Annotated in this window: 30 protein-coding genes; 21 read left to right on the plus strand and 9 right to left on the minus strand. The window is 71.8% G+C overall.

The features are described from left to right. Positions 1 to 4 precede the first annotated feature (4 nt). From FCN18_RS05255 to FCN18_RS05305, 11 genes are all read left to right on the plus strand, one after another. Positions 5 to 838 carry a sugar phosphate isomerase/epimerase family protein gene (locus FCN18_RS05255; RefSeq protein ID WP_137093573.1) on the plus strand — a complete coding sequence of 278 codons (834 nt, stop codon included), beginning with the start codon at positions 5 to 7 and terminating at the stop codon, positions 836 to 838. Continuing rightward, positions 835 to 2,289 (plus strand): aldehyde dehydrogenase, encoded by a 1,455-nt coding sequence (locus FCN18_RS05260; protein WP_206077815.1) that lies wholly within the window; start codon positions 835 to 837, stop codon positions 2,287 to 2,289. Before FCN18_RS05255 ends, FCN18_RS05260 begins: the two co-directional genes overlap by 4 nt. A 13-nt stretch (positions 2,290 to 2,302) precedes the next feature. Continuing rightward, complete coding sequence (locus FCN18_RS05265) at positions 2,303 to 3,433, plus strand: NDMA-dependent alcohol dehydrogenase (RefSeq protein ID WP_137093575.1); 1,131 nt, start codon at positions 2,303 to 2,305, stop codon at positions 3,431 to 3,433. Between the two features lies 1 nt (position 3,434). Continuing rightward, positions 3,435 to 3,989: an EthD domain-containing protein gene (locus FCN18_RS05270; protein ID WP_112269788.1), complete on the plus strand. Its 555-nt coding sequence runs from the start codon at positions 3,435 to 3,437 to the stop codon at positions 3,987 to 3,989. After that, on the plus strand, positions 3,986 to 5,608 hold the full coding sequence (locus FCN18_RS05275; RefSeq protein WP_137093577.1) for a class I adenylate-forming enzyme family protein: 1,623 nt from the start codon (positions 3,986 to 3,988) through the stop codon (positions 5,606 to 5,608). The genes FCN18_RS05270 and FCN18_RS05275 overlap by 4 nt, the downstream gene beginning before the upstream one ends. Then, positions 5,605 to 6,378 carry an SDR family NAD(P)-dependent oxidoreductase gene (locus tag FCN18_RS05280; RefSeq protein ID WP_112269790.1) on the plus strand — a complete coding sequence of 258 codons (774 nt, stop codon included), beginning with the start codon at positions 5,605 to 5,607 and terminating at the stop codon, positions 6,376 to 6,378. The genes FCN18_RS05275 and FCN18_RS05280 overlap by 4 nt, the downstream gene beginning before the upstream one ends. A gap of 371 nt (positions 6,379 to 6,749) precedes the next feature. Next, positions 6,750 to 7,268, plus strand: a complete 519-nt coding sequence (locus FCN18_RS05285; protein ID WP_199543306.1) for an Arc family DNA-binding protein — start codon at positions 6,750 to 6,752, stop codon at positions 7,266 to 7,268. Positions 7,269 to 7,344: 76 nt separating this feature from the next. Beyond that, positions 7,345 to 8,193, plus strand: coding sequence for a DUF4097 family beta strand repeat-containing protein (locus FCN18_RS05290; protein ID WP_112269800.1), 849 nt, complete (start codon positions 7,345 to 7,347; stop codon positions 8,191 to 8,193). 20 nt (positions 8,194 to 8,213) lie between these two features. Then, the gene (locus FCN18_RS05295) at positions 8,214 to 9,179 is read left to right on the plus strand and encodes an ATP-binding cassette domain-containing protein (RefSeq protein ID WP_112269802.1); all 966 of its coding nucleotides are present in this window, start codon (positions 8,214 to 8,216) and stop codon (positions 9,177 to 9,179) included. Next, on the plus strand, positions 9,176 to 9,967 hold the full coding sequence (locus FCN18_RS05300) for an ABC transporter permease (RefSeq protein ID WP_113644319.1): 792 nt from the start codon (positions 9,176 to 9,178) through the stop codon (positions 9,965 to 9,967). Before FCN18_RS05295 ends, FCN18_RS05300 begins: the two co-directional genes overlap by 4 nt. A 26-nt stretch (positions 9,968 to 9,993) precedes the next feature. Next, positions 9,994 to 11,175, plus strand: coding sequence for a cytochrome P450 (locus FCN18_RS05305; protein WP_137093581.1), 1,182 nt, complete (start codon positions 9,994 to 9,996; stop codon positions 11,173 to 11,175). A 2-nt stretch (positions 11,176 to 11,177) separates the two neighbouring features. Here the strand turns inward: FCN18_RS05305 and FCN18_RS05310 are convergent, their stop codons facing one another. The 3 genes from FCN18_RS05310 to cmtR form a co-directional block, all read right to left on the minus strand. Then, on the minus strand, positions 11,178 to 11,969 hold the full coding sequence (locus FCN18_RS05310) for an SAM-dependent methyltransferase (RefSeq protein ID WP_137093583.1): 792 nt from the start codon (positions 11,967 to 11,969) through the stop codon (positions 11,178 to 11,180). A 128-nt stretch (positions 11,970 to 12,097) separates the two neighbouring features. Beyond that, positions 12,098 to 12,787, minus strand: coding sequence for a cation transporter (locus FCN18_RS05315; protein ID WP_112269810.1), 690 nt, complete (start codon positions 12,785 to 12,787; stop codon positions 12,098 to 12,100). Then, the gene (gene cmtR, locus FCN18_RS05320; protein WP_112269812.1) at positions 12,784 to 13,137 is read right to left on the minus strand and encodes a Cd(II)/Pb(II)-sensing metalloregulatory transcriptional regulator CmtR; all 354 of its coding nucleotides are present in this window, start codon (positions 13,135 to 13,137) and stop codon (positions 12,784 to 12,786) included. Before cmtR ends, FCN18_RS05315 begins: the two co-directional genes overlap by 4 nt. 353 nt (positions 13,138 to 13,490) lie before the next feature. Between cmtR and FCN18_RS05325 the strand changes: the two genes are divergently transcribed. Beyond that, the gene (locus tag FCN18_RS05325) at positions 13,491 to 13,700 is read left to right on the plus strand and encodes a hypothetical protein (protein WP_137093586.1); all 210 of its coding nucleotides are present in this window, start codon (positions 13,491 to 13,493) and stop codon (positions 13,698 to 13,700) included. A gap of 49 nt (positions 13,701 to 13,749) precedes the next feature. Here the strand turns inward: FCN18_RS05325 and FCN18_RS05330 are convergent, their stop codons facing one another. The 4 genes from FCN18_RS05330 to FCN18_RS05345 form a co-directional block, all read right to left on the minus strand. Further along, complete coding sequence (locus FCN18_RS05330; RefSeq protein WP_113644315.1) at positions 13,750 to 14,145, minus strand: Imm1 family immunity protein; 396 nt, start codon at positions 14,143 to 14,145, stop codon at positions 13,750 to 13,752. Beyond that, positions 14,142 to 14,555, minus strand: a complete 414-nt coding sequence (locus FCN18_RS05335) for a DddA-like double-stranded DNA deaminase toxin (protein ID WP_113644314.1) — start codon at positions 14,553 to 14,555, stop codon at positions 14,142 to 14,144. The genes FCN18_RS05330 and FCN18_RS05335 overlap by 4 nt, the downstream gene beginning before the upstream one ends. Before the next feature lie 112 nt (positions 14,556 to 14,667). Continuing rightward, complete coding sequence (locus FCN18_RS05340) at positions 14,668 to 14,949, minus strand: hypothetical protein (RefSeq protein WP_228713661.1); 282 nt, start codon at positions 14,947 to 14,949, stop codon at positions 14,668 to 14,670. A gap of 143 nt (positions 14,950 to 15,092) precedes the next feature. Then, positions 15,093 to 15,350, minus strand: coding sequence for a hypothetical protein (locus FCN18_RS05345; RefSeq protein ID WP_137093588.1), 258 nt, complete (start codon positions 15,348 to 15,350; stop codon positions 15,093 to 15,095). Between the two features lie 164 nt (positions 15,351 to 15,514). On the opposite strand from FCN18_RS05345, the gene FCN18_RS05350 reads away from it, so the two are divergent. Continuing rightward, positions 15,515 to 16,675, plus strand: a complete 1,161-nt coding sequence (locus tag FCN18_RS05350) for a helix-turn-helix domain-containing protein (RefSeq protein ID WP_228713663.1) — start codon at positions 15,515 to 15,517, stop codon at positions 16,673 to 16,675. A 320-nt stretch (positions 16,676 to 16,995) separates the two neighbouring features. Here FCN18_RS05350 and FCN18_RS05355 read toward each other — a convergent pair whose 3' ends face one another. Next, positions 16,996 to 17,994, minus strand: coding sequence for a zinc-binding alcohol dehydrogenase family protein (locus FCN18_RS05355; protein WP_137093954.1), 999 nt, complete (start codon positions 17,992 to 17,994; stop codon positions 16,996 to 16,998). Between the two features lie 251 nt (positions 17,995 to 18,245). On the opposite strand from FCN18_RS05355, the gene FCN18_RS05360 reads away from it, so the two are divergent. The 8 genes from FCN18_RS05360 to FCN18_RS05390 all read left to right on the plus strand — a co-directional run bounded on the left by FCN18_RS05360 (position 18,246) and on the right by FCN18_RS05390 (position 22,288). Beyond that, a complete protein-coding gene (locus FCN18_RS05360; RefSeq protein WP_137093590.1) occupies positions 18,246 to 18,707 on the plus strand; it encodes a universal stress protein in 462 nt (153 codons plus the stop codon). A 299-nt stretch (positions 18,708 to 19,006) separates the two neighbouring features. After that, positions 19,007 to 19,657, plus strand: a complete 651-nt coding sequence (locus tag FCN18_RS05365) for a dihydrofolate reductase family protein (protein ID WP_113644309.1) — start codon at positions 19,007 to 19,009, stop codon at positions 19,655 to 19,657. Between the two features lie 22 nt (positions 19,658 to 19,679). Next, on the plus strand, positions 19,680 to 20,009 hold the full coding sequence (locus FCN18_RS05370) for a YciI family protein (RefSeq protein WP_137093593.1): 330 nt from the start codon (positions 19,680 to 19,682) through the stop codon (positions 20,007 to 20,009). Beyond that, the gene (locus FCN18_RS38995; RefSeq protein WP_158303062.1) at positions 20,006 to 20,146 is read left to right on the plus strand and encodes a hypothetical protein; all 141 of its coding nucleotides are present in this window, start codon (positions 20,006 to 20,008) and stop codon (positions 20,144 to 20,146) included. The genes FCN18_RS05370 and FCN18_RS38995 overlap by 4 nt, the downstream gene beginning before the upstream one ends. After that, the gene (locus tag FCN18_RS05375) at positions 20,137 to 20,514 is read left to right on the plus strand and encodes an MmcQ/YjbR family DNA-binding protein (RefSeq protein WP_112269818.1); all 378 of its coding nucleotides are present in this window, start codon (positions 20,137 to 20,139) and stop codon (positions 20,512 to 20,514) included. Before FCN18_RS38995 ends, FCN18_RS05375 begins: the two co-directional genes overlap by 10 nt. 169 nt (positions 20,515 to 20,683) lie before the next feature. Continuing rightward, positions 20,684 to 21,031, plus strand: a complete 348-nt coding sequence (locus FCN18_RS05380) for a BON domain-containing protein (protein WP_112269820.1) — start codon at positions 20,684 to 20,686, stop codon at positions 21,029 to 21,031. Positions 21,032 to 21,143: 112 nt separating this feature from the next. Beyond that, positions 21,144 to 21,434, plus strand: a complete 291-nt coding sequence (locus FCN18_RS05385; protein WP_137093595.1) for a hypothetical protein — start codon at positions 21,144 to 21,146, stop codon at positions 21,432 to 21,434. Next, positions 21,395 to 22,288 (plus strand): formylglycine-generating enzyme family protein, encoded by an 894-nt coding sequence (locus FCN18_RS05390; RefSeq protein WP_137093597.1) that lies wholly within the window; start codon positions 21,395 to 21,397, stop codon positions 22,286 to 22,288. The genes FCN18_RS05385 and FCN18_RS05390 overlap by 40 nt, the downstream gene beginning before the upstream one ends. A 4-nt stretch (positions 22,289 to 22,292) precedes the next feature. Here FCN18_RS05390 and FCN18_RS05395 read toward each other — a convergent pair whose 3' ends face one another. After that, positions 22,293 to 23,405 carry a hypothetical protein gene (locus FCN18_RS05395; protein ID WP_137093599.1) on the minus strand — a complete coding sequence of 371 codons (1,113 nt, stop codon included), beginning with the start codon at positions 23,403 to 23,405 and terminating at the stop codon, positions 22,293 to 22,295. Positions 23,406 to 23,534 lie beyond the last annotated feature (129 nt).

A 23,534-nucleotide genomic window follows, 5' to 3' on the forward strand; every position in this document is an offset into this window, starting at 1 on the left:
GGACGTGGGACACCGGATCGCCCTGGCCTGCCTCGACTTCCTGGACGACGAGCCGGAGGTGCACGTCGCGGCTGCCGCGGAGGCGGGTTTCGACGCCGTGACCCTGCGGGTCGCCGGCAGCCGGGAGCCCGTGGCCGCGGACCTCGGGCGGGACGAACACCGCCGCGGGCGGGTACTCGCCGCGCTCCGGTCCACGGGCCTGGGCGTGCTCGACGTCGAGGTCCTCAGGCTGAGCACGCACCTCTCCCTGGCCGAGGTCTCTGGCGCGATCGAGCTGGCGGCCGAACTCGGGACGCGGCACCTGGTGGTGGTCAACGCCGGCCTCGCCCCGGCCGAGGCCGTGGATCGCCTGGCGGCGATCGTCGAGGAAGCCGCCCCTGCCGGCGTGCTCCCGTGCCTGGAGCCGATGGTGTTCACGCGGTGCCGGACCCTCACCGAGGCGATCGACCTCGCCGTCCCGGCGGGAGCGGGGGTGCTGGTGGACGCCCTGCACCTGCACCGCTCCGGCGGCAGCGTCGCCGAGGTCGCCGCCGCGCTCGAGACCCACGGCGACGCGCTCTTTCCGTACCTCCAGCTCTGCGACGCCCCGCTCGCCGCTCCGGAGGGCGGAACGGAAGCGCTGCGGGCCGAGGCACTCGCCGCGCGCCTGCTGCCCGGCACCGGCGAACTGGATCTCACCGGCCTGCTCGCCGCGTTGCCGGGACGGGCGGTCTCGGTCGAGGCGCCCACCGCCACGACCCGGGCAATGGCACCGCTCGACCGGGCCCGTGCGGCGTGGGCGGCGGTCACGGCAGTCGACTGTCCACAACAGACAAGTACCGCGAAGGAGGCATCGTGACGCTGAGCGCCGACCCTGTTACCCGCATCGACCGGCTCTACGTCGGGGGCGAGTGGGTGTCCAAGAGCCAGGACGACCCGGTGTACGAGGTGGTCTCACCGGCCACCGGCGAGGTGGTGGCCGTCGCCGCGGACCCGACGATCGAGGACGCCGAGCGTGCGGTGGCCGCGGCCCGCGAGGCGTTCGACAACGGGCCGTGGCCGACGCTGCCGCTCGCCGAGCGCATCGCCGTGCTGAGCCGGTTCTGCGACGAGTTCGAGGCCAGGAAGGAGGAGTTCGACAAGGCCTGGACCACCGAGTCCGGCCCGACCCTCGCGCACGCCGCGGCCCTCGACGCCGGCGTCGTGATGATCTGGCGGAGCCTGCTCGAGCAGGCCAGGGATCTGCGCCTCGCCGAGCGCCGCGAGGTGCCCGACGGCATCGTGGACGTGCTCCGCGAACCGATCGGCCCCGCCGTGGTCATCACCGCCTGGAACGGCCCGGGTCTCTACCTCGCCATGAAGCTGGTGCCCGCCCTGCTGGCCGGCTGTCCGGTCGTGCTGAAGATGGCCCAGGAGTCGCAGCTCACCGCCGCGCTGGTCGGCGAGATGGCCGAGGCGGCCGGGCTGCCGAAGGGTGTCCTGAGCGTCCTGGCCGCGTCCACCGAGGTGAGCGCCCACCTGGTGGCCCATCCCGCGATCGACAAGGTCAGCCTCACCGGCTCGATCCCCGCCGGGAAGGCCGTCATGAGCGCCTGTGCCGGGCGGCTCGCCAACGTGACCCTGGAGCTGGGCGGCAAGTCGCCCGCCGTGATCCTGGACGACATCCCGCTCGACGACGTCCTGCCGTCGCTCGTGCCCGGGTTCATCGCCTTCAACGGCCAGATCTGCGCGGCACTGACCCGCGTGGTGGTCCCCCGGCACCGGCACGACGAGGTCGTCGCCGCGCTCGTCGAACGGTTGCAGGCCATGACGGTGGGCGACCCCGCCGACGCCTCGTCCGACCTCGGCCCGCTGGCGAGCTCGCGCCAGTTCGAGCGGGTCATGGGCTACATCGAGACGGGGGTGCGGGAGGGGGCCGACCTCGTGCTCGGCGGCGGCAGGCCCGACGGGCTCGACCGCGGCTGGTACGTCGCTCCGACCGTCTTCGCGAACGTCGACCCCGGCGCGACCATCGCGCAGGAGGAGATCTTCGGGCCGGTGCTCAGCGTCATTCCCTACGACAGCCTCGACGAGGCCGTCGACATCGCCAACGGCACGCCGTACGGCCTGGCGGCCTCGGTCTACGCCTCCGACGAGGAACTGGCCCGCCGCGTCGCGGGCCGGATCAGGGCGGGCGCGGTGGCGGTCAACACCGCCGGAGTCTCGCTCTTCGCGCCGTTCGGCGGGTTCAAGCAGTCCGGTTTCGGCCGCGAGTTCGGCCTCGAGGGGCTCGCGGAGTTCCTCCAGTACAAGTCCGTCAAGGTGAAGTGAGCGGAGAGCGACAATGAAGTCCCACGGTGCTGTGCTGTTGAAGACCCAGCAGAACGTGCGCAACGACTGGCACGTCGAGGAACTCGAGATCTCGCCGCCGAAGCGGGGCGAGGTCATGGTCAAGCTCAAGGCGGCCGGCCTCTGCCATTCCGACAACCACGCCGCGGCGGGCGACCAGGCCGTGGACTTCGCGCCGTTCCTCGGCGGCCACGAGGGCGCGGGGATCGTCGAGGAGGTCGGCGAGGGCGTCACCGAGCTGGCGGTGGGAGACCACGTCACGTGTACCTTCATGCCGTCGTGCGGCAAGTGTGTGCCGTGCGTCCGCGGGCTCGGCCAGCTGTGTGACCGCGGAGCCGGGTTGCTGCAGGGCGTCATGCTCGACGGCACCAACCGCATCCACACGGCGGCGGGCGAGCCGGTGGGGCCGATGACCTACCTTGGCACGTTCAGCGAGCGCATCGTCACCCCGGTGGACTCCCTCATCAAGATCGACAAGGACATTCCCTTCCCCGCGGCCGCCCTGGCGGGCTGCGCCGTCCCCACCGGCTGGGGCACGGCCGTCCGGATCGCCGGGGTCGAGATCGACGACGTCGTGGTGGTGCTCGGCGTCGGCGGCGTCGGGATGAGCGCGGTGCAGGGCGCCAAGCACGCCGGCGCCCGCGAGATCATCGTCATCGACCCGGCGGAGTTCAAGCAGCGGGAGGCGCCGAGGTTCGGGGCGACCCACGCGGTCGGCTCGATCGAGGAGGCGATGCCGCTGCTGACCGACCTCACCCACGGCCGCATGGCCGACAAGGTGATCGTCACCATCGGCGTGGTCGAGGGCACCATGATCCAGCCGATGCTCGGCCTGCTCGCCAAGGGCGGCACGATGGCGATCGCCGGCGTCTCGTCCATGTGGGACATCGACGCCCACTTCAACATCTTCGGCTTCGTGATGATGCAGCAGACGATCAGGGGCGGCCTGTACGGCGGTCTGCAGCCCAGCGTCGACATCCCGCGGCTGCTTGCCCGCTACCAGCGCGGCGAGCTGATGATCGACGAGATGATCACCCGCACGTACACCCTCGACCGGATCAACGAGGCGTACGCCGACATGGAGGCCGCGCGCAACATCCGCGGGGTCATCCTCTACGACGACTGACGTGCAGCACCGGATCTTCCTCGTCCCGCCGCACGGCGATCCCGAGGACGGCCGGGTCCACTGGGAGCGGCGGCACGGCGACCTCTTCACGGCGACACCCGGGCTCCTCGGTTACCGGCAGAACCGGCCGGTGGCCGAGGAATGGGCCCGCGGCACGGCCAGGTTCTGCTCCGAGACCTGGTTCGCCGACCGGGACGCCGAGCGGAGGGCGTACTCGTCGGCGTACTACCGCGACGTCGTCACGGCAGACGAGATGTCCTTTTTGGACCGCGATGCCGCGTGGTCCGCGGCGGTGGTCGCCGGGTCCGGGGAACCGGACCCGGCCGGGGGAGTCCGGGTCCTCTGGTTCGACGACTACCCGCCGCCGGGTGCGCGCTGGCACCCGCTGGAGCTGTCCCGGCCGGTACCGCCACCGGGCCGGGGCACCCGCGTGTACACCGCTCTGGTGGCGGAGGCCGCCGAGGCGTTGTCGCTGACCCGCGGAGCCGAGGGGGCCGCACTGGTCTGCCGTCCCGTCACCTTCGCCGAACCGAGTCCGAAGTGGAGCCCACGATGACCGCCCTCTCCGCCCGCGTCGCCGCGCCCGCGGCCGTCCCCACCGTCGGCGAGGCGCTGACCCGCGCCGCGGAACGCTGGCCGGACGCCGACGCCGTCGTCTACCCCGAGCGCCGCCACACCTACGCCGAACTGCTCGCGCGGTCCCGCCTCGCGGCGCGCTCGCTCGCGGGGCTCGGGATCGGGCCCGGCGAGCGGATCGGCATCCTGATGCCGAACTGCCTCGAGTTCCTGGAGGTGTTCTTCGGCGCCCACCTGGCCGGGATCGTGCCGGTGACGGTCAACGCCCGTTACAAGCCGAAGGAGCTGCGGCACGTCGTCACCGACGCGGAACTGGCCGCGCTGGTGACGACCGACCTGGTGGCGGAGTACGTGCCGTTCGTCGACCTGCTCGGGCGCGCGTTCGCGGACGGAACGCCGCCCCGGCTGCGCACGCGGGTGCTGCTCGGCGCGAGCAGTCCTGAGGGGTACGTCGACCAGGCGGCCTGGGACGGGGCGGCACACGCCGTGGATCCCGCGACCGTCGCCGCGCGAGGTGCCCGCGTGCGGGCCGACGACATCGCCGTGATCATGTACACCTCCGGCACGACCTCCTCCCCGCGCGGCTGCCCGCTCACCCACGGCGCCCTGATGCGAACCGCGGACTGCGTGGCCGAGCGGTTCGCGCTCACCGAGCGGGAGCGGTTCTGGGACCCGCTGCCGCTGTTCCACATGGCCGGGCTGCTGCCCACACTGGCCAACGTGCTGCGGGGCGGCGCGACGCTCAGCATGACCCACATCGACGCCGGCACCGCGCTGCGCCAGCTCGTGGAGGAGCGGGCGACGTTCGCCTATCCGGCCTTCCCGACGATCACGCAGTCGCTCATCCACCATCCCGGGTTCGCCTCCGCCGACCTCTCCCGCATCCGCGCCGTGCTCGACACCGCGCCCGCAGACACGCTGCGGCAGGTGCAGGCGGCGTTCCCGCAGGCGAAGGTCGTCGGCTCCTACGGACTCACCGAGGCGGGAGGGGTGATCACCTACAGCCACCTCGACGACCCGCTGGAGCTGCGGGTGACGACGGCGGGAAGACCGTTTCCCGGGATGCGCGTGGCGATCGTCGATCCGGTGACCGAGCAGGAGTGCCCCGCGGGAGTGACCGGGGAGATCCGGGTGTCGGGCCCGGGCATGTTCACAGGCTACCTGAACGACCCCGAGACCACCGCCGCCCGGACCGACCCGCGCGGCAGGCTGCGCACCGGGGATCTCGGCAGCGTGGACGAGAGCGGCCGCATCACCTACACCGGCAGACTCAAGGACATGCTCAAGGTCGGCGGCGAGAACGTCGCCGCCGCCGAGATCGAGGCCCATCTCGCGCAGCACCCCGCGGTGAAGATCGCAGCGGTCGTCGGCGTTCCCGACCCGCATCTGCAGGAAGTGCCGGTGGCGTTCGTGGAGCTCGTCCCCGGTCACGACGTGGCCGAGGAGGACCTGATCGCCCACTGCCGTGGCGAGCTGGCGAGGTTCAAGGTGCCGCGGCGGGTCTGGTTCGTCACCGAGTGGCCGATGTCCACGACGAAGATCCAGAAGTTCCGGCTGCGCGAGCAGGCCGCCGAGCGCGTGCGGGGTGAGACCCGATGAGCGCGGGAGCGGTCGCGGTCGTGACCGGCGCGGGGTCCGGGCTCGGCAAGGCGTTCGCCGAGCTGTGGCTGGAGCGCCACGGACCCGTGGTGGGCGTCGACCTCGCCCCCGAACGGGTCGAGTGGCTGACGGGCACGCGGGCGGGACGGCACCCGGCGGCGGCTCTGGCCGCCGACGTCACCGACGCCGCGGGCAACGAGGCGGCCGTGCGCCTCGCCGAGGAGCGCTTCGGGCGGCTCGACGCCGTGGTGCTCTCCGCGGGGATCACCGCGTGGGGCCACATCGAGAGCCTCGATCTCGCCGTGTACGACCGGGTGATGGACGTCAACGTACGGGCGGGCGTGCTGGGGATCAGGGCCGCCGCGCCCGCGCTGCGCCGGTCTGGTGGCGGCTCGATCGTCGTGCTGTCGTCGGTGTCGGGCACCGGCGGCGAGCCGGAGCACTGGGCCTACTGCACGTCGAAGGCCGCGATCACCAACCTGGCCCGCTCGGCGGCCGTCGATCTCGCTCCGGACGGGATCCGGGTCAACGTCGTGGCGCCCGGCCCGACCCACACCGAGCTGACCCGGCCGATCAAGGACACCCGGCCGGAGAAGTACGAAGAGCTGCGCCGCAGCCTGCCGCTGGGGAGGTGGGGCGAACAGGAGGAGGTGGCCGAGGCGATCGCGTTCCTCGCCTCGCCCGCGTCGTCGTTCATCACCGCCGCGGTCCTGCCCGTCGACGGCGGGGCCACCGGACGCACCGCGCAGCTGGCGCCGCCGGGTGCGTGACTGCCGGCCGGGCCTTCCGCCGGTACGGCGGCCTCGTGCGCACCGGGATCGAGGCTGCCCCGGCGCGTCCCATCCCGACGCGCCGGAGCAGCGAGAGAGCCGACCGGGCCTACCGCGAGGTGCCGTCCTTCCTGGCGGACGTGTGTTCCCTATCCCCGGCGAGCTCCTGGACGCCGCCAGGCCGGACGGTGGAGAGCTCCGGATCTCGCTGGGGTAGCCCCAAGCGTCCGGCAGGAGTCCGGTATCCCACCTGCCTGGCACCAGGTGCTGCCATCTGGTGCCAGGCTATTTTGCCTGGTGAACCCTGCTCTTGACCTGCAATGGCACCTTACTGTGTTGTCATGGCACCATCGATGTGCCATAGTGATGCCATGGACTTGAGGTCGTATGTGAGCACCGTCCGCGACGAGTTGGCCGTGGCCGCCGAGGCGGGAGGGCCCGAGGCCCGCGCGCTCGCCGAGCGGCTGAGCGCCCCGCTGGAGTCGGCGATCCGGCTGACCCTGCTCGACGCACTGTCGGCCGCGGCGGACGAGATCACCCGCGACCTCGCGCCCGGCTCCGTGGAGGTGCGGTTGCGCGGTGGTGACCCGAGCTTCGCCGTCACGCTCCCGCCCGCCGACCAGCCCGCGGAGCGCATCGAGACACCGGAACCCGAGCCCGCCGTGCCGCCGGTGCCGGACACCGAGGACGGGGCGATGTCCCGGATCAACGTCCGGATGCCCGAGCCGCTGAAGGCCCGCATCGAGGAGGCGGCGGCACAGCAGGGACGCTCGGTGAACGCCTGGCTCGTCCAGGCGGCCACCGCGGCCCTGCAGGCGCCTCGGTCCACAGCGGACACCCGACGGCGCGGGCCCCGCTCCGCGCAGCACATCACCGGCTGGGTTCGCTAACCCATACCGCTTCACCACCTGCACCGTCCCCGGCAGGCGGGGACGACGACACGCAAGTACCCCAGGAGGCTTTGTCATGCCCACTTTCGACACCCCGGAACCGATCTCGGCGACCATCGAGCTGGTGGTCGGCGACCTGCGGATCGAGGCGAGCGACCGCGCCGACACCGTGGTGCGGGTCCGGCCCACCGACGAGTCCGACGAGTCCGACGTGCGGGCCGCCGAGCAGACCCGCGTCGAGTTCTCCGGCGGGAACCTCGTCGTGCGGGCGCCGAAGAACCGGCCGCTGGACTTCTCCAAGAAGAGCCGCTCGGTCGACGTGACCATCGAGCTGCCCTCGGGCTCCCGCGTGCACGCCGACGCGGCGATGGCCGACCTGCGTGGGACCGGACGGCTCGCCGACTGCCGGTTCAAGACCGCCGCCGGGCACGTCCACCTCGACCACACAGGTCCCTTGGAGCTGAACACCTCCGCGGGCAACGTCTCGGTCGACCGGATCGACGGCCGCGCCGAGGTCTCCACCGGCTCCGGCAAGCTCCGGATCGGCGAGCTCAACGGCACCGGCGTGGTCAAGAACTCCAACGGTGACTGCGAGATCGGCACGGTCACCGGCAAGCTCCGCGTGCGCAACGCGAACGGCGACATCTCCGTCGGTGCCTCCGCCGACGGCGTGGACGCCCGCACCGCGAACGGCGCCATCGGTCTCGGTCAGGCCGCCGGTGGTCCGCTCGCGCTGGAGACGTCGATGGGCAACGTCGACGTGGGCATCAAGGCGGGCACGCCGGCGTGGCTCGACGTGAAGACCGCGTTCGGCCGCGTCGACAGCGAGCTCGACCCGAGCACGGACGGGCCGGGGCCCGACAACCAGTCGATCGAGGTGCGCGCCCGCACGTCGATGGGCGACATCATCATCCGCCGCAGTTGAGTCCGGAAAGGACACCGATCATGCGTTCGTCGAACCAGCCCGCCATCGTCACCACCGGGCTGCGCAAGTCGTTCGGGGACAAGGTGGTGCTCGACGGCGTCGACCTGACCGTCGAGCCGGGCGCCATCTTCTCCCTCCTCGGCCCCAACGGGGCCGGCAAGACCACCACCGTCAACATCCTCTCGACCCTGCTCGCCGCCGACTCCGGCACCGCGCGGGTAGCGGGGCACGACCTCACCCGCGACGCGGACGGTGTCCGCCGCGCGATCGGCGTCACCGGCCAGTTCTCCGCCATCGACAACCTGCTCACCGGCCGGGAGAACCTCCTGCTGATGGCCGACCTGCACCACCTGCGCCGCGACGAGGGTCGCCGCCGCGCGGACGAACTCCTCGAGCGGTTCGACCTGACCGCGGTGGCGGGCAAGACGCCCGCCACCTACTCCGGCGGCATGCGCCGCAAGCTCGACCTCGCGATGACTCTGGTCGGTGACCCGTCGGTGATCTTCCTCGACGAGCCCACCACCGGGCTCGACCCGCGCAGCCGCCGCACGATGTGGGACATCATCCGTGACCTCGCCGCGCGGGGCGTCACCCTCTTCCTCACCACCCAGTACCTCGAGGAGGCGGACCAGCTCGCTGACCGGATCGCGGTGCTGGACCACGGAAAGCTGGTCGCCGAGGGCACCGCCGACGAGCTCAAGCGGCTCGTGCCCGGCGGGCACCTGAGGCTGAGCTTCCCCGATGCCCGTGGGCTCGCGCTCGCGGCCGCGGCACTCGGCGAACCCGTTCGTGACGAGGAGTCGCTCACGCTCCAGGTGCCCACCGACGGCAGCGTCGGCGCCCTGCGCGCCGTGCTGGACCGCCTCGACCACGCCGCCGTCGACGTCGCGGAGCTGACCGTGCACACCCCCGACCTCGACGACGTCTTCCTCATCCTCACCGGGCACGCCACCGCCCCCGAACCGGCCAAGGAGGCCGCCTCGTGACCACGCTCGCCCTGCCCGCCCGTGACTCCGTAACGATGCTGCGCCGCAGCCTGCGCCGCATGCTGCGCTATCCGTCGATGACCCTCATGCTGCTGGGTCAGCCGATCCTCTTCCTGCTGCTGTTCGTCTATGTCTTCGGCGGCACGCTGGGCGCCGGGCTCGGCCCGAGCGGTGGGCGCGCGGACTACCTCGCGTTCGTGGTGCCCGGCATCCTGACGATCACCGTCGCCAGCGTCGCGCTCGGCACCGCGGTCTCGGTCGCGATGGACGCGACGGAGGGCATCATGGCGCGGTTCCGGACGATGGCGATCAGCCGCGCCTCGGTGCTCACCGGACACGTGCTGGGCACGCTGATCCAGACCGCGGTGGGGCTCGTCGTGGTGCTGGCCGTCGCCATGGCGGCCGGGTTCCGGCCCTCGGCGGACGTGGGCGGCTGGCTCGCCGCGGCTGGGCTGATCGTGCTGTTCACCGTGGCGCTGACGTGGCTGTCGGTCGCGCTCGGCCTGGTGTCGAAGAGCGTCGAGACGGCGAGCAACCTGCCCATGGTGCTGACGCTGCTGCCGTTCCTCGGCAGCGGGTTCGTGCCCACCGACTCGATGCCGGCCTGGCTGCGCGTGTTCGCCGACTACCAGCCCTTCACCCCGGTGATCGACACGCTGCGCGCGCTCCTGCTCGGCACCCCGGTGGACGGCGGCAGCGCCGCGCTGGCCGTCGGCTGGTCGCTCGCGATCGCGCTGGGCGGCTACATCTGGGCGAAGTCACTGTTCCACCGCAGGGCCGGGCGCTGACCCGCCGACGACGTCAGGAGCACACCATGCGAGAGCCGACGACGCTGCCCACCGCCAGGCCCGTGGGCCGCCCGTTCGACCCACCGGCCGAGCTCGCCGGGTTGCGCGCCGAGCGCCCACTGCGCCGGATGTCCTACCCGGACGGTCACGAAGGCTGGCTCGCCACCGGCTACGACGTGGTCCGCGCGGTGCTCGCCGACCCGCGGTTCAGCTCACGCTACGAGCTGATGCACTTGCCGTTCCCCGAGCAGGAGATTCCGGACGGGTTCACCGCGCCGCTCGGCGACCTCACCGGTATCGACCCGCCCGAACACACCCGCTACCGCAAGCTGCTGGCAGGCAGGTTCACCGTGCGCCGCATGCGGCTGCTCACCGCACGGGTCGAGGAGGTGACCGCGCGGCAGCTCGACGTGCTGGCCGAGCACGGCCCGCCCGCGGATCTGGTGGCGATGTTCGCGCAGCCGGTCCCCGCGCTGCTGATCTGCGAGCTGCTCGGAGTGCCCTACGCCGACCACGAGCTCTTCCAGCGGCACACCGCCACACTGGTGAGCATGGACTCCTCGGCCGAGGAGAAGGGCGCCGCGATCAACGACCTGTACGGCTACCTGCACGAGCTGGTGATCGCCAAGCGGGCCACGCCCACCGACGACGTGCTGAGCGACCTGACCCGCAGCGACCTCACCGACGGGGAACTGGCCGGGATCGGCGCGTTCCTGCTCGGCGCGGGCCTCGACACCACGGCGAGCATGCTCGCACTCGGCACGTTCGCGTTGCTGTGCGAGCCGGCGCAGTTCGCCGCGCTGCGCGACGATCCCGAGCGCGCCGTCGAGGAGCTCCTGCGGTACCTGACGGTCGGACACACCGGGGTACGGGCCGCGCTGGAGGACGTGGAGCTCGCCGGGGAGACGATCAGGGCGGGGGAGTCGGTCACGCTGGCGCTGCAGGCGGCCGACCGGGACCCGTCGCGGTTCCCCGACCCGGACGTGCTGGACGTGCGCAGGCAGGCGAGCGGTCACCTGGCGTTCGGGCACGGCGCGCACCAGTGTCTCGGCCAGCAGCTGGCGCGGGTGGAACTGCGGGTCGCGTTCCCGGCGCTGGCGGAGCGGTTCCCGACGCTGCGGCTCGCGGTGGATCCGGCCGAGGTGCCGATGCGGGGCAACGCGAACATCCATGGTGTGCACCGGCTGCCGGTGACGTGGGACCGCTGAGCTCAGGGCACGCGGCCGACGCCGCCGAGGAGCACGCCGCTGGCCTCGTCGTCGTCACCGGGTACGTAGCCGGGCCGGGGCGGGTGCCAGTGCGTGGCGCGGACCAGGCCGGGCGGCACGAGCTCGGTACCGTCGAACAGGGCGGTGATCTCGTCGCCGCTGCGGACGTTGACCCGCTGCTGGACCTTGGTGTTGTACTGGCGCTCCGCGGCCTCCAGCCTGAGGCGCGCGTGCTCGCCCTCCGGCGCGGTGATGTGGCTGATCGCGACGTGGCTGCCCGGGGCGAGTGCGCCGATGTAGCGGCGCAGCAAGGGTCCGACGTCTCCTTCCACGAACGGCAGCACGGAGACCAGCAGCAGCCCGACGGGCTCGGTGAAGTCCAGCAGCCCCGTCCCCGGATGGCCGAGCACGGCGTCGGGGTCGCTGATGTCGCCCTGGATGCAGAGGGAGCACGGGTCGTCGGCCAGGATGCCGTTGCTGACGGCGACGGTGTCGGGATCGATGTCGACGTACACCACGCGGCTGTCGGGCCGGCTGGCCTGCGCGATCTCGTGGACGTTGCCCGCGGTGGGATAGCCGGACCCGATGTCGAGGTACTGTCTCACGCCCTGCTTGGCCAGCCAGTGCACCACGCGTTGCAGGAAGTCCCGGTTGTACCGCGCGGTGCGGGTGGTGAGCGGGAACGCTCGCTGCGCGGCGATGGCGGCCTCGGCGTCGCATGGCAGATGGTGGTGACCGCCGAGACACCAGTCGTAGACCCCGGCCGCTGTCGCTCGAGTGCGCTCTTCAGCCATCCGCCGCCTCCGGTGGTGAGGTTGCCTGCACGGTTCCAGTTCGGCGGCCGGACGGCAAGAGGATGCGTTTCCGCCGCGCCCCCGCCCTCGACCACCCCGGTCGAGGACGGGCGTGACGCCGGACCGGCTCAGCAGCAGTGTTGGCCGCGCCAGGCGTCGCGGCCCTCCTTGACCGCGACGGCGGCGATCACGAGTGCGACGACCGGGTCGGCCCACGACCAGCCGAGCAGGCTGTTGAGGAGCAGCCCGAGCAGCAGCACGCCGGACAGGTAGGTGCACAGCAGGGTCTGCTTGGAGTCGGCGACGGCGCTCGCGGAGCCGAGCTCCCGGCCCGCCCTGCGCTGGGCGTAGGACAGGAACGGCATGATCAGCAGCGACACGGTCGCCAGCACGATCCCGACCGTTGAGTGCTCGGCCGGGTCCGCGCCGAGGAGCCCGCGCACCGACTCGACCGTGACGTACGTGGCGAGCGCGAAGAACGACACCGCGATCACCCTCAGCGCGGCGCGCTCGCGGGCCTCGGGGTCACTGCCGGAGAACTGCCAGGCCACGGCTGCCGCCGACGCGACCTCGATCACCGAGTCCAGGCCGAAGGCGATCAGCGCGGTCGACGACGCCACCGTGCCGGCCGTGATCGCGACGACCGCCTCGATGACGTTGTAGGTGATCGTGGCGGCCACGAACCATCGGACCCGGCGCGACAGAACCGCTCGCCGCTCCGGCGACACCACGGTGGCCACGGGCTCCTCGGCGCAACAGGTGTCCCCGCAGCTCTCCACTCCGGCCGGGGACGGCGACAGCTCGCGCGGCTCGCTCATCGTGCCGCCCCCGATGCGGGCTCCGGCTGCTCGGCGTCGTCCAGGCACGGCTTGTCGGTGTCCACGGCCAGCACCACGTGCACCAGCTCGCCCAGTGCTCGCGCGAGGTGCGGGTCGGCCAGCTCGTAGCGGACCTGACGGCCCTCGTAGGCCGCCACCACCAGGCCGCAGCCGCGCAGGCAGGCCAGGTGGTTGGACACGTTCGAGCGGGACAGCCCCAGTGACTCGGCGAGCTTTCCGGGGTAGCTCACGCCGTCCAGCAGGGCGACCAGGATGCGGCAGCGGGTCGGGTCCGCCAGCGCGCGGCCCAGCCGGGCCAGCGCCGCACCGCGGGTCTCACACGTCAGCATGGGGCGAACAGTACAGCCGTTGCTGATATGACAGCAAGCGCTGAACTATTCGACTAGCGGTGGATCGTCGGGCGTCCCCTCACCGCACGCTGATCGCTGCAGTGCGGCAGCGGAGGAACCACGATGCGAGCAGCAGTTGCCGCAGCGCTGCTATCGGCGGGCGCGGCCCTCGTGGGTTGTGGCGGCGAGGACGAGCCACGGGCACTGCCGACGAGCAAGCCGCGCGTCGAGATGGCGACGCTGACGGTTGGCATGTCGAGCGCCGGACGGATGGATTCCACGGACCCGGATGCCCTACTACATCGGCAGGCGGAGGGTGCTGCTCGCTGGCCGTGGTGCTCGGGATCGTGGGCGTGACCATCGGCAACGCTGATCACGACGCCCAAGGGATGCCATGCGGCAGCGTTTTCAGTCGCACGGACCCGCCTTCCGGGTTCCTGGACTACCCGGCGCTGCGCAGCAGCGCTCTCTCGACGCCGCAGGAGTTCACCTACCTCCTCATCGGTGCCGCGCTCGTTGCCCTCATTGCCGGGCTGACGGTCAGCCGGGAGCGCCAGTCATGAGGGCGGGGCGGTGCAAAATGCGGCGCCGCCAAGCGCGACGGAGGCGGTCCTAGCGTCCGGACGGATCGTGTGGCTTCCATCCGACATTGGCCGGCCGCTCACCTTCGCGCGCGAACCGGGTCATCGCCTCGGCAAGTTCGGCGACCGGCAGCTCGATCCGCTCGGGGAACGCGCGGGTCTTCCATTCGTCCACGGCGTACTCGACGGGCGCGATGTTCGTACCGCCGGTGGTGATGAAGGTGTCGTCGCGGCCCTCCCAGATGAGGAAGCCGACGTTGGGACCGGCGTAGACGTGCAGGTTCGGACCGGACTGGGTGCCCCACACGTCGTCCTCGGTCGTCCAGTCCGCCCGTTCCAGCACGAGCAGCTTGTGCCTCGCGGCGGTCGGGTCGGCGGCGTGGTCGCGCAGCGTCTTGATCGCCTCGGCGGTCTCGGTGACCTTCATTGGGGGTTCTGCCCTTCGTAGCTGGCGATGAACGTCTTCGTGCCGTGGTCGTCGGTGCCGTAGACGTGCAGGGTGTGCCCCTGGGGTAGGAAGCCCTGGAGGAACTGGTGGCAACCAGCGTGCCGGTACGGTTCCAGGTCCCTGCGGTAGCCGCAGGGCGTCCGGTTCACGATCACCTCGGCTTCGCGGTGCCCGGACTCGATCATCCAGACGGCCGTCTCGAACTCGACGTGATGCGTCACGTTCGCCTCCCAAAACGCGGCCGGTGCACCGATCGCCTTCGCCCGCTCGGTCGCTTTCGCTGCCCAGTATTCCTGCCCCGGCCGGAACTCCACCGTGGCGTCCTGTCCGGCCGCCCGCGCCAACCCCCGCACGGGCACGCCGCTGCCCGGTGGTGAGTAGCGCTCCATGAGGTGCGCACCCCACGCGGCCCCCGCTGGGTAGCGGTCACCGTGCGGGGACCGCACGGGCGGCCGGGCGGCCGCGGCGGCCGCGCTGCGGGATGTCGGCGCCGGGCCACCGCTAGGCGCCGTGAAATCGGGCCATCAGGCCGTCAATGGCGTGCTTGGTCTGCTCCATCGCCTGCGCCGAGGCCTCCAATTGCGACAACACCGACTGGCAGTACCCGGCGACCTCGGTGTAGGCGGTGGTGTTGCCCAGACTGGCTTGCAAGGAGCCGAGCAAGTCCGAGGACAACTGGACGGCGTTCTGGATAGCGCCGTGGATGTTGAGGCAGTTGTCCGCGCTCTGCTGGAGATGCGCCAGGGTTTCCTCGTGAGATGCCATTTGTGAATCGACCTCCATAGAGTGTGCTCAACGGTGTGGGTGACGCCGGTCGCGGCGGTTGAGGCGCCAGGCCGCGAAACGGGCGCCGCCGTAGGTGTGACCCGTGAACCACCACCACGCCGTCATCAACACAGCGACGGCACCGATGACGACGGACCCGGTTACCACGACAGGACCTCGTGCACGACCTCGGCCGCCGGGCCGTCCACCGCGCGCACGGTGCGGCCCAGCACTTCGCGGGTGGCCACGGCCTCGTCACAGCCCTGCACCACCACGGCGTCGGAGACGCCGCCCCGCTCGTGGACGTAGACCAGCGCGGCTGGCTCGGTCGGGTCACCCACTGGCGTGCCGCGCCAGCCGGACAACACCAGCCGCGACAGCGCCGCCGTGTGCCGAGCGTGCTCCTGACCGGTCACCAAGTCGTGCCTCCCCGCGCTTCCGGTGGACGTGGAGCCCGATGGCCGGGTCGGGTTGCGACCACCGGGCTTCCGCACGTTCTCCACCATCGGGAAGATCGGGCACGATAGACAGAGGTCGGGCGTCTACTGTCGTCTACAAGCGTCGTCGTGCAGGTGGTGACCGGGTGAGCGAACTGGGGGCAGCGTTACGGGCGGCCCGCGAGGCCGCCGGGGTCAGCCTGGCCGCGATGGCCGCCCGCACCCACTACAGCAAGCCCTTGCTTGGTCTGTTGGAGACCGGCAAGCGCACCGTCAAGCCGGAGCATGTCACCGCCTACTCCCGCGCGCTCGACATCTCGGTGGACGCCCTGTACGGCCGCCCGGATGACCCGTTGCGGGTCGCACACGAATGGCTCGTGGCGGATACCCCCGTTGCGATCCACACCGCTTTCGGGCGCCGCGTCGGCGACAGCCTCGCCACCGAGCTGGAACGCCGCGTGATCGACCTGCGGCACCTGGACGACGTGATCGGCGGCGGCGACTTGTTCCCTCTCGTGCGCCGGGAGCTGACCGACGCCCAGCAAGTCGTCACCGAAGCCAGCTACGACCAGAACACCGGCCGGCGTCTGCTCACCGTCGTCGGTGAGCTGGCCCAGCTCGCCGGATGGGTCGCCAGCGACGCCGGTCACTACGCCGAGGCCCAGCACGTCTACCTCTCCGGCGTCTCCGCCGCCCACGAGGCAGGAAACCGCGCCCTGGCCGGGCAGTTGCTGTCCAGCCTCAGCTACCAGATCGCCAACGTCGGAAACCCCGCCGACGCCGCCCTGCTCGCGCGCTCTGCTGTCAAGGGCGCCACCGACGCCACCCCCGTGGTCCGCGCCCTGCTCCTGGAGCGGGTCGCCTGGGCCAGCGCCCGATCCCGCGACGCCGACGGCACCCGACACGCACTCGACGCGGTGGACGACGCCTACGAGGCGCGCACGCCCGGCAACCCGGAGCCGGAATGGGTGTACTGGCTGGACCGCAAGGAGATCGACATCATGGCCGGACGCTGCCTCATCGAACTCGGCGACCCCGCCCATGCCGAACCGCTCATCTCCGCCGCCGTCGCCGCCTACACACCAGAACACGCACGTGAGGTCGCCCTCTACCGCACCTGGATCGCCGAGGCCTACGCCCGCTCCGGCGAACTGGACGCCGCCTGGGCCGCCCTCCGCGCAGCCCGTAAGACCGGCCACGGCGTCAACTCCACCCGCCTGGACATCCGCATCGAACACGTCGCCCGCCTGCTCGCCACCGACGACGAACGCCAACTCAAGCGGGCCGCCACGGACGCACCCAGCTAGGCAGGTAACGCCAGGGCGGGCACGACCGAAGGCGACAGCCGGACGCAAGTGCGTGCCCGCTACCCGGTACCCGCCATGTCGACTAGCACCGCACACCGACGCCAACGGACGCAAGCCATATTCCCCGGTCAAGCGGCCCTCCGGTGCAAGTCGTCCAGGTCAGCGACTGGCCTGCTCTCAAGGCCACCATGCCTGCGCCCACCCGTCTCCGGCCACCACCCGCCACGGAGTCGCTCCGCGCCGCCATGTCTTGTTCCACGCGGTGAAGGTGGCCTTCACCGCGTGGAGACCGAGCCCATCCCGCCGCCTCGCACCCCTGGCTAGGGGATGAGTACCGCCGCTCCGTCGACCCGGCCGGCCGCGAGGTCGGCCAAAGCGCGGTCGGCGCGGTCGAGCGGATACGGCGTGGTGACCACCTTCAGCGGATGCTCGGCGGCGATGGCGAGGAACTCCCTGGCGTCGGCGCGGGTGTTGGCGGTGACGCTGCGCAGCTGCCGCTCCTGGAAAAGATGGCGCTGGTAGTCGAGCACGGGGATGTCGGTGAGGTGGATGCCCGCGAGAGCCAGGGTGCCGCCGCGGTCGAGTGCGGCGAGCGCGGGCGGTACGAGTGTGCCGACCGGGGCGAACAGTATCGCCGCGTCGAGCGGCTCCGGTGGGGGATCTGTGGCCCCGCCCGCCGAGCCGGCGCCCAGCTTCAGCGCCAGCTCGCGGGCGCTGGCGCTGCGGGTGAACACGTGGACCGTCGCCCCTCGCGCCAGCGCGACCTGCGCGGCCAGGTGCGCGCTCGCGCCGAACCCGTAGATGCCGAGACGGCCCGCGTCGGGCAGTTCGGCTCGCTTCAGCGCGCGGTAGCCGATGATGCCCGCGCACAGCAGCGGCGCGAGCTCCGCGTCGGTGTAGCCGGAGGGAAGCCGATGCGCGTACGCGGCCGGGGCGGTGACGAAACCGGCGTAGCCACCGTCGGCGTCCCAGCCCGTGTAGACCGATAGCGGACACAGGTTCTCGGCGCCACGGCGGCAGTAGTGGCACCGTCCACACGTGCCACGGAGCCACGCCACCCCGACGAGGTCACTGGGCGCGAAACCGGTCGCGCCCTCGGCGACGTCGACGACCTCCCCGACGACCTCGTGGCCAGGGACCACGCCGGGACGATGCGGCGGGAGGTCCCCTTCGACCACGTGCAGATCGGTGCGGCACACCCCGCAGGCCCGCACCCGGATGAGCAGTTCCCCGCGTTCCGGCCGTGGCGTGGGCTCCTCCCGTGCCTCGAACCCCGGATAGGGCGCGGTGCTCGGACGACGGACTCGCCAGGCCAGCATGCCGCCACTGTCGCCGCCGACGCCGGGACCGGGGAAGGGCCCAAGGTCCCCGGACCGGAGCACGCGCCGTGCCCGGTGAGGTGACGGAAGGCCCCTGCTCCCGGCCGCGGCCCGCGCGGCGGCATCGAGCCAGGCCGACACCGGTGGCGGCCCCGCGGCCTGGGCCGCGCGCCGCGGCGCCTGAGAAACGCGCGCCCTGCGGCTGGTCGCCGTGGGCATGATCCCCGCCCCATAGGGAGGCCGGTGCCGGGTTGCCGCGGAGCTTCCTCGACGACCTGCGCGCGGAGGGGTGGCGCAGGCTCGCGGAAGCGGCGGAGACGGCGGCGGAGTCCGCGGACGGCGTCGGCAGGCTCACGGTCACCACGGAGTTCCAGGTCGGCGGCGCGGTCGCCGTGCTGCGAGCATCCGCGCCGCCTCCGCGTGGATGCTCGTGGGTCGGCACACGCGGGCTGAGGACGCTGACCGCCACGCTTGTCGGCTCCGTCGCCACCGCACTCGTCTCCCACGCGCGGTGTCCCGTCGCGGTCGTCCGGGGCCGCACACCGGAGGCCGAGCCACCGGCGGAGGGCCCGGTGGTGGTGCTTCGCAAGCACGAGGACGGCAGCGCCGCGCCCGCCGACGTTCCCGTGGTGGTCGGCGTCGACGGCAGCCGGTCGGCGAGGAGGCGATCGGCGTCGCCTACCACGAGGCGTCCCTGCGAGGCGTGCCTCTGATGGCGGGGAACGCGTCGCTGGACGTCGAGTACGACCGCGCGTTCAACCAGGCCCGCCGGTACTTCGAGGGTGGCCCGTACGAGAAGGACCAGCAGCGGTTGCTCGCCGAGCGGCTCGCCGGTTGGCAGGAGAAGTACCCGGACGTGCACCCCGGCGCCTGTCGGCGACTGTTGTTCCAGGCCTGCCGGAACGTTATCCGCGGAAATTCCGGAAGGCGCTGTCGGATCGGGGCGGTGCTGTTCGTAGCAGGGGTGAGGCCGCCCGCGACGGGGCGGCGCCGACGGCGAGGAAGCGCGACCATGAAGCTGACGACCATGACCCAGGTGACTATCGACGGAGTGATGCAGGGGAACGGCCACGCGTCGGATGAGGACCGCAGGTACGGATTCGAGCGCGGCGGGTGGGCCCGGGGCAAGGGTGACCACGAGACCCGCGCCTTCATCAACCAGACCTACCAGCGTGCCGACGCATTCCTGTTCGGCAGGCGGACCTACGAGCTCTTCGCCGCCTCGTGGGGGTCCTTGGCGGCCCAGGACGTCCCCGGCTGGGAACCCGTCATGCGGGCCTTGAACACACGGCCCAAGTACGTGGCGTCGACCACCCTCACCGATTCGGGGTGGCCGGGCACCACCGTCCTGTCCGGCGATCTCGCAACCGCGATCGCGGACCTGAAGGCCAAGCCGGGTGGCGAGCTGCAGGTGCACGGCAGCGGCGTCCTGACCCGGTGGCTGCTGGAGCACGAGCTGGTCGACGAGCTGACCCTGATTGTGATCCCGGTGATTCTCGGCCAGGGCGCGCGACTGTTCCCGCAGACCGGTGCGGACCTCGCGCTCGAGCTGCTCGAGTCGCGCGTCGACTCGAAGGGCGTGACGATCCAGGTCTTCCGGCCTGCCGGACGCCCGCGGTACGCGCCGACGGAAGGACCCGACCGCACCACCACCCGGTCTTGACACCACAGGAGAGGATTCTCAGATGCAGTATCTCGTTTCGGTGATCCACGACCAGTCCGGCCTCGCCACTCCGGACGAGCAGGCGGCGATCGACGGGTTCAATGACCGGCTCAAGGCCGAGGGCCACTGGGTCTTCGCAGCCGGTCTCGCCTCGCCCAGCGCGGCCACCGTCATCGACAACCGGGGCGGGGAGGCGCTGTTCACCGACGGGCCCTTCCTGGAATCGAAGGAGTACCTCATCGGCTTCTGGATCATCGAGGCCCCCGACCTCGACGTGGCGTTGAAGCTCGCCGCCGAGGGATCGAAGGCCTGTAACCGAAAGGTCGAGGTCCGTCCGATTTTCGACGAATGAGTGCGGCCAGAGCGTTCGCGGCCGCCCTCTCGGCGACGGGAGCGGCCCGGTACGAGGACGACCGGCGGCCCGCGCGCTCCGCCGCGGGCGGGATGGCCGCCTTCGTCCTCGGGCGAGGAGGTGTGTCATGGCGGTGATCGAGGATGTCCGCGCCCTGGGCTCGGAGCTCGAGCGCTCCTATCCGGTCTACGTGCGCGGCCGGTTGAAGTTCCGGGTCAAGCAGATCGTCTACGTCGCGTTCTCCCTCGACGAGACGGTGATGGAGTTCGCGTTCCCGAAGGAGGAGCGCGCCGCGCTCGTCGCCGGAGAGCCGGAGAAGTTCCGGCTGCCGTCGGAGTCGGACCTGCGGTTCAACTGGGTCCGCGCCGAGCTCGCCGCGCTGGATCCGGCCGAGGCCCGCGAGCTCGTCGTGGACGCGTGGCGGATGGTGGTGCCCCAGAAGGTCTCCCGCGCCTACGACCTCGCCCATCCCGGCGGTCCCGGGGAACGGCGCGAGCCCGGCTGAGCAGAGTCCGGCGCTCCGTGGGCGCGCCTGCGCGCGGGATCGAGCGTACCCGTTCAGAGCAGCCAGCGGCTGTGCTTGACCAGCTGGGCCCGGTAACGGCCGGCACCCAGGTGTTGCCCGCGCAGACGTCGGCCAGCAGGATCGGCACGAGCGCGTAGATGTTGATGATGTGGTCGTCGATGAGGTCCGCCGACTGTGCGTTGTGGACGGTGAACGGCTCGTCGGCGTGCTGTCGCGGGCCGACCTGCTGCGCGGTTTCCTGCGCCACGACGAGGAGATCCGGCGCGACATGGTCGACGACGTCTTCGGACTGCGGCTGGGTGTTTCCTCCGGCTCGGTCGGCGTCGCCGTCGAGCGCGGTGTCGTGACGCTGCTCGGTCAGTTTCCGGCCAAGAGCGACGTCGAGCTGGCGACCACGCTCACCGAGCGGGTGTCCGATGTGGTCGAGGTCCACAACCGGCTCGACTACGTCTGGAACGACCGGCAGGGCCGCGAGCATCGTTGGATCCACCTGTGACCGCGCTCGTCCGGCAGGGGCAGACGGCGCCTGCCTCCCGCGGGATCTGACGGGGCGTTCGCTCCTCGCCGCGGCCGACGCCCCCGCGGTCGCCGCCGTCAGGGCCGAGCCGGTGCTCGCCCGCCGCTGGGAGATAACCGCGTGGCTCGAGTCGTTCGAGACCGCCGGGCTACCGCCCGGGCGCGCCGCGGCGGTCCGCGAGCGCCTCGCCGACGCGCTCGGCCTGATCGCCTCCCACGACGCCTACGACCACCTCACCACCGTGTGCGCGTGGCCGCACGAGGAGTACGTCGCGTGGGCCTCGGCGACCGTGCCCGCGCGGCGGCGCCCTAGGGTGGAGCGAGGAAACAGGAGGTGCCGCCCATGTCCGAGTGCTGCCCGCCGTCCCGGTCCGGGCCGGTGACCGAGGCGAGCCGGGGGACGAACCCCGGCACGACCCACGCCACCGACGGGCTGATCACGGTGCCGGGCGGGACCTTCCGTATGGGCACCGAGGACGCCGACGGGTTCCCCGACGATCGCGAGGGGCCGATCAGGGAGGTGACCGTGGCGCCGTTCGCGATCGACCCGTTCTGCGTGACCAACGCCCGCTTCGCCCAGTTCGTGGACGCCACCGGATACCGCACCGAGGCCGAGAAGTTCGGCTGGACCTACGTCTTCGCCCGCTTCGTCCCCGCCGCGCTGCGCAAGCGGTCGCCGAGGCCGGAGCAGACGCCGTGGTGGTGCGCCGTCGGGGGAGCGTACTGGAGGGCACCGGAGGGCCCTGGCAGCGACGTCGAGGCGCGACAGGACCATCCCGTGGTGCACGTGTCGTGGAACGACGCGGTCGCCTACTGCGCGTGGGCCGGGGTGCGGCTGCCGACCGAGGCCGAATGGGAGTACGCCGCGCGCGGCGGCCTCGACCAGAAGCGCTACCCGTGGGGCGACGAGCTGACCCCGGACGGCGAGCACCGGTGCAACATCTGGCAGGGCAGGTTCCCCGTGCGGAACACCGAGGACGACGGCTACGCCGGTACCGCGCCGGTGGATGCCTTCCGCCCCAACGGGTTCGGCCTGTACAACACCTCGGGCAACGTCTGGGAGTGGACGGCCGACTGGTTCGACCCGAGCCGGACGAACCGGGCGATGCGCGGCGGCTCGTACCTGTGCCACGACTCCTACTGCAACCGGTACCGGGTCGCCGCGCGCACCGGGAACACCCCGGACAGCTCCAGCGGGAACCTCGGCTTCCGCGTGGCCGCCGACGTGAGTCGCTAGCGGCTCAACCAAGCGGCCGTGGCGTGCGCGCTGCTCGCCGTCCCGGCTGACGCGGGATGCCCGTGCGGTGCGGCAGGGGGTCGCGAGTGACGGCGTACCAGGTTCGCAGATTGGCCGGTGCCAGCCAGCGAGTGGTCGTCTCGGCAACCTGGTCATGGACGAACAACGCGTGACTGCAGGCTTCGTGCCAGGCACTCAGGCCTTGTTCGCCGGTGTGGCGGAGCAGCTCGGCCCGAAGCCGCAGCTGCGCGTGCAGGGAGTGCTCGGTCGTCGCGACCGGTGGATCCTCGGTTGTGCTCAGCTGTGCGGGCGTGGCTCCGTGACATGCGGGACAGTCGCACGGCCACAACTGATGAAGCTCAGGCGTTCCGGCAACCACGCGTTCGCAGGTGTCGAGCCGGTGATAGCTCAGCAGCGGCGTGACGAAGGCGGAGACCCTGGGCGGAGGGGGTCCGCCGCCGACCGTGATCGGGTAGAAGTGGCGGAGCGCGCTGACGGTGCCGATCGCCGCGGCGTGCGCTCCGTGACACAAGGCGCCCAGCGCGGAGACGTCGCAACGGAGGAGGAGCACCGGCACCGCTATTGCGTCGAGGAGCCGGAGGAACCCGCGCAGCACGTACTGTGCGCCGAAGGGGTCGCTGCGGTGCTCGATGGCCAGCGCGACCGGGACGTGCTGCCCGTTGATCACGCGAGCGAGCGCGTCGCACACGGATGGAGTGGCGAACCAGCGTGCGGCCAGGGGCAGCATCGCGATCGTGGGCTCCGGCTGCCGCGCCGCGGCCCGCAGTATGGTGCGCAGTCCGGTCCAGTTGCGTGTGGCCAGATAGCCCGAGTCGGTGAGGGCGGTCAAGCCGAGGTCATGCTGTCGTCGGCACCACGCGGGACGGATGCCCTTGCCCGCGCTGATCCGCCGGGTGCCGGAGTAGCGGTCGGCATCGCACAGGATCGGTCTGTCGAAGCCCTGATCGCGCAGGTAACGGACGGTCGGTTCCGGTGAGCTGCCGGTGAGGACGAGGCCCGTGTCGTGTTCGTCGGCGATCCTGGCGGCGGCCGCCGCGTGGGAGAGCCTGCACTGGATCAGCAGCCGGTCGGAGAGCTGATCGAGTGCCGGGTGCATTCCTCAACGGTGGAGGAGCCGGATCGGGCGTGTCATCGGCCGTCACACCGGTGCCGACCGAGATCGCGCCAATGCCGCAACCGCTTGTCGCGCAACGCACACACTGAGACTTCTGTGGGTGGCGATCGA

Source organism: Prauserella endophytica (assembly GCF_005146945.1).
GTDB classification, from domain to species: domain Bacteria; phylum Actinomycetota; class Actinomycetes; order Mycobacteriales; family Pseudonocardiaceae; genus Prauserella_A; species Prauserella_A endophytica.

What these genes read in the sequence shown, in the direction of transcription:
- FCN18_RS05265 (WP_137093575.1), top strand. Translation starts at nt 2,303, where the DNA reads ATGAAGTCCCACGGTGCTGTGCTGTTGAAGACCCAGCAGAACGTGCGC.
- FCN18_RS05275 (WP_137093577.1), top strand. Translation starts at nt 3,986, where the DNA reads ATGACCGCCCTCTCCGCCCGCGTCGCCGCGCCCGCGGCCGTCCCCACC.
- FCN18_RS05280 (WP_112269790.1), top strand. Translation starts at nt 5,605, where the DNA reads ATGAGCGCGGGAGCGGTCGCGGTCGTGACCGGCGCGGGGTCCGGGCTC.
- FCN18_RS05285 (WP_199543306.1), top strand. Translation starts at nt 6,750, where the DNA reads ATGGACTTGAGGTCGTATGTGAGCACCGTCCGCGACGAGTTGGCCGTG.
- FCN18_RS05290 (WP_112269800.1), top strand. Translation starts at nt 7,345, where the DNA reads ATGCCCACTTTCGACACCCCGGAACCGATCTCGGCGACCATCGAGCTG.
- FCN18_RS05295 (WP_112269802.1), top strand. Translation starts at nt 8,214, where the DNA reads ATGCGTTCGTCGAACCAGCCCGCCATCGTCACCACCGGGCTGCGCAAG.
- FCN18_RS05305 (WP_137093581.1), top strand. Translation starts at nt 9,994, where the DNA reads ATGCGAGAGCCGACGACGCTGCCCACCGCCAGGCCCGTGGGCCGCCCG.
- FCN18_RS05310 (WP_137093583.1), bottom strand. Translation starts at nt 11,969, where the DNA reads ATGGCTGAAGAGCGCACTCGAGCGACAGCGGCCGGGGTCTACGACTGG.
- FCN18_RS05315 (WP_112269810.1), bottom strand. Translation starts at nt 12,787, where the DNA reads ATGAGCGAGCCGCGCGAGCTGTCGCCGTCCCCGGCCGGAGTGGAGAGC.
- cmtR (WP_112269812.1), bottom strand. Translation starts at nt 13,137, where the DNA reads ATGCTGACGTGTGAGACCCGCGGTGCGGCGCTGGCCCGGCTGGGCCGC.
- FCN18_RS05330 (WP_113644315.1), bottom strand. Translation starts at nt 14,145, where the DNA reads ATGAAGGTCACCGAGACCGCCGAGGCGATCAAGACGCTGCGCGACCAC.
- FCN18_RS05335 (WP_113644314.1), bottom strand. Translation starts at nt 14,555, where the DNA reads ATGGAGCGCTACTCACCACCGGGCAGCGGCGTGCCCGTGCGGGGGTTG.
- FCN18_RS05340 (WP_228713661.1), bottom strand. Translation starts at nt 14,949, where the DNA reads ATGGAGGTCGATTCACAAATGGCATCTCACGAGGAAACCCTGGCGCAT.
- FCN18_RS05355 (WP_137093954.1), bottom strand. Translation starts at nt 17,994, where the DNA reads ATGCTGGCCTGGCGAGTCCGTCGTCCGAGCACCGCGCCCTATCCGGGG.
- FCN18_RS05365 (WP_113644309.1), top strand. Translation starts at nt 19,007, where the DNA reads ATGAAGCTGACGACCATGACCCAGGTGACTATCGACGGAGTGATGCAG.
- FCN18_RS05370 (WP_137093593.1), top strand. Translation starts at nt 19,680, where the DNA reads ATGCAGTATCTCGTTTCGGTGATCCACGACCAGTCCGGCCTCGCCACT.
- FCN18_RS38995 (WP_158303062.1), top strand. Translation starts at nt 20,006, where the DNA reads ATGAGTGCGGCCAGAGCGTTCGCGGCCGCCCTCTCGGCGACGGGAGCG.
- FCN18_RS05375 (WP_112269818.1), top strand. Translation starts at nt 20,137, where the DNA reads ATGGCGGTGATCGAGGATGTCCGCGCCCTGGGCTCGGAGCTCGAGCGC.
- FCN18_RS05390 (WP_137093597.1), top strand. Translation starts at nt 21,395, where the DNA reads ATGTCCGAGTGCTGCCCGCCGTCCCGGTCCGGGCCGGTGACCGAGGCG.
- FCN18_RS05395 (WP_137093599.1), bottom strand. Translation starts at nt 23,405, where the DNA reads ATGCACCCGGCACTCGATCAGCTCTCCGACCGGCTGCTGATCCAGTGC.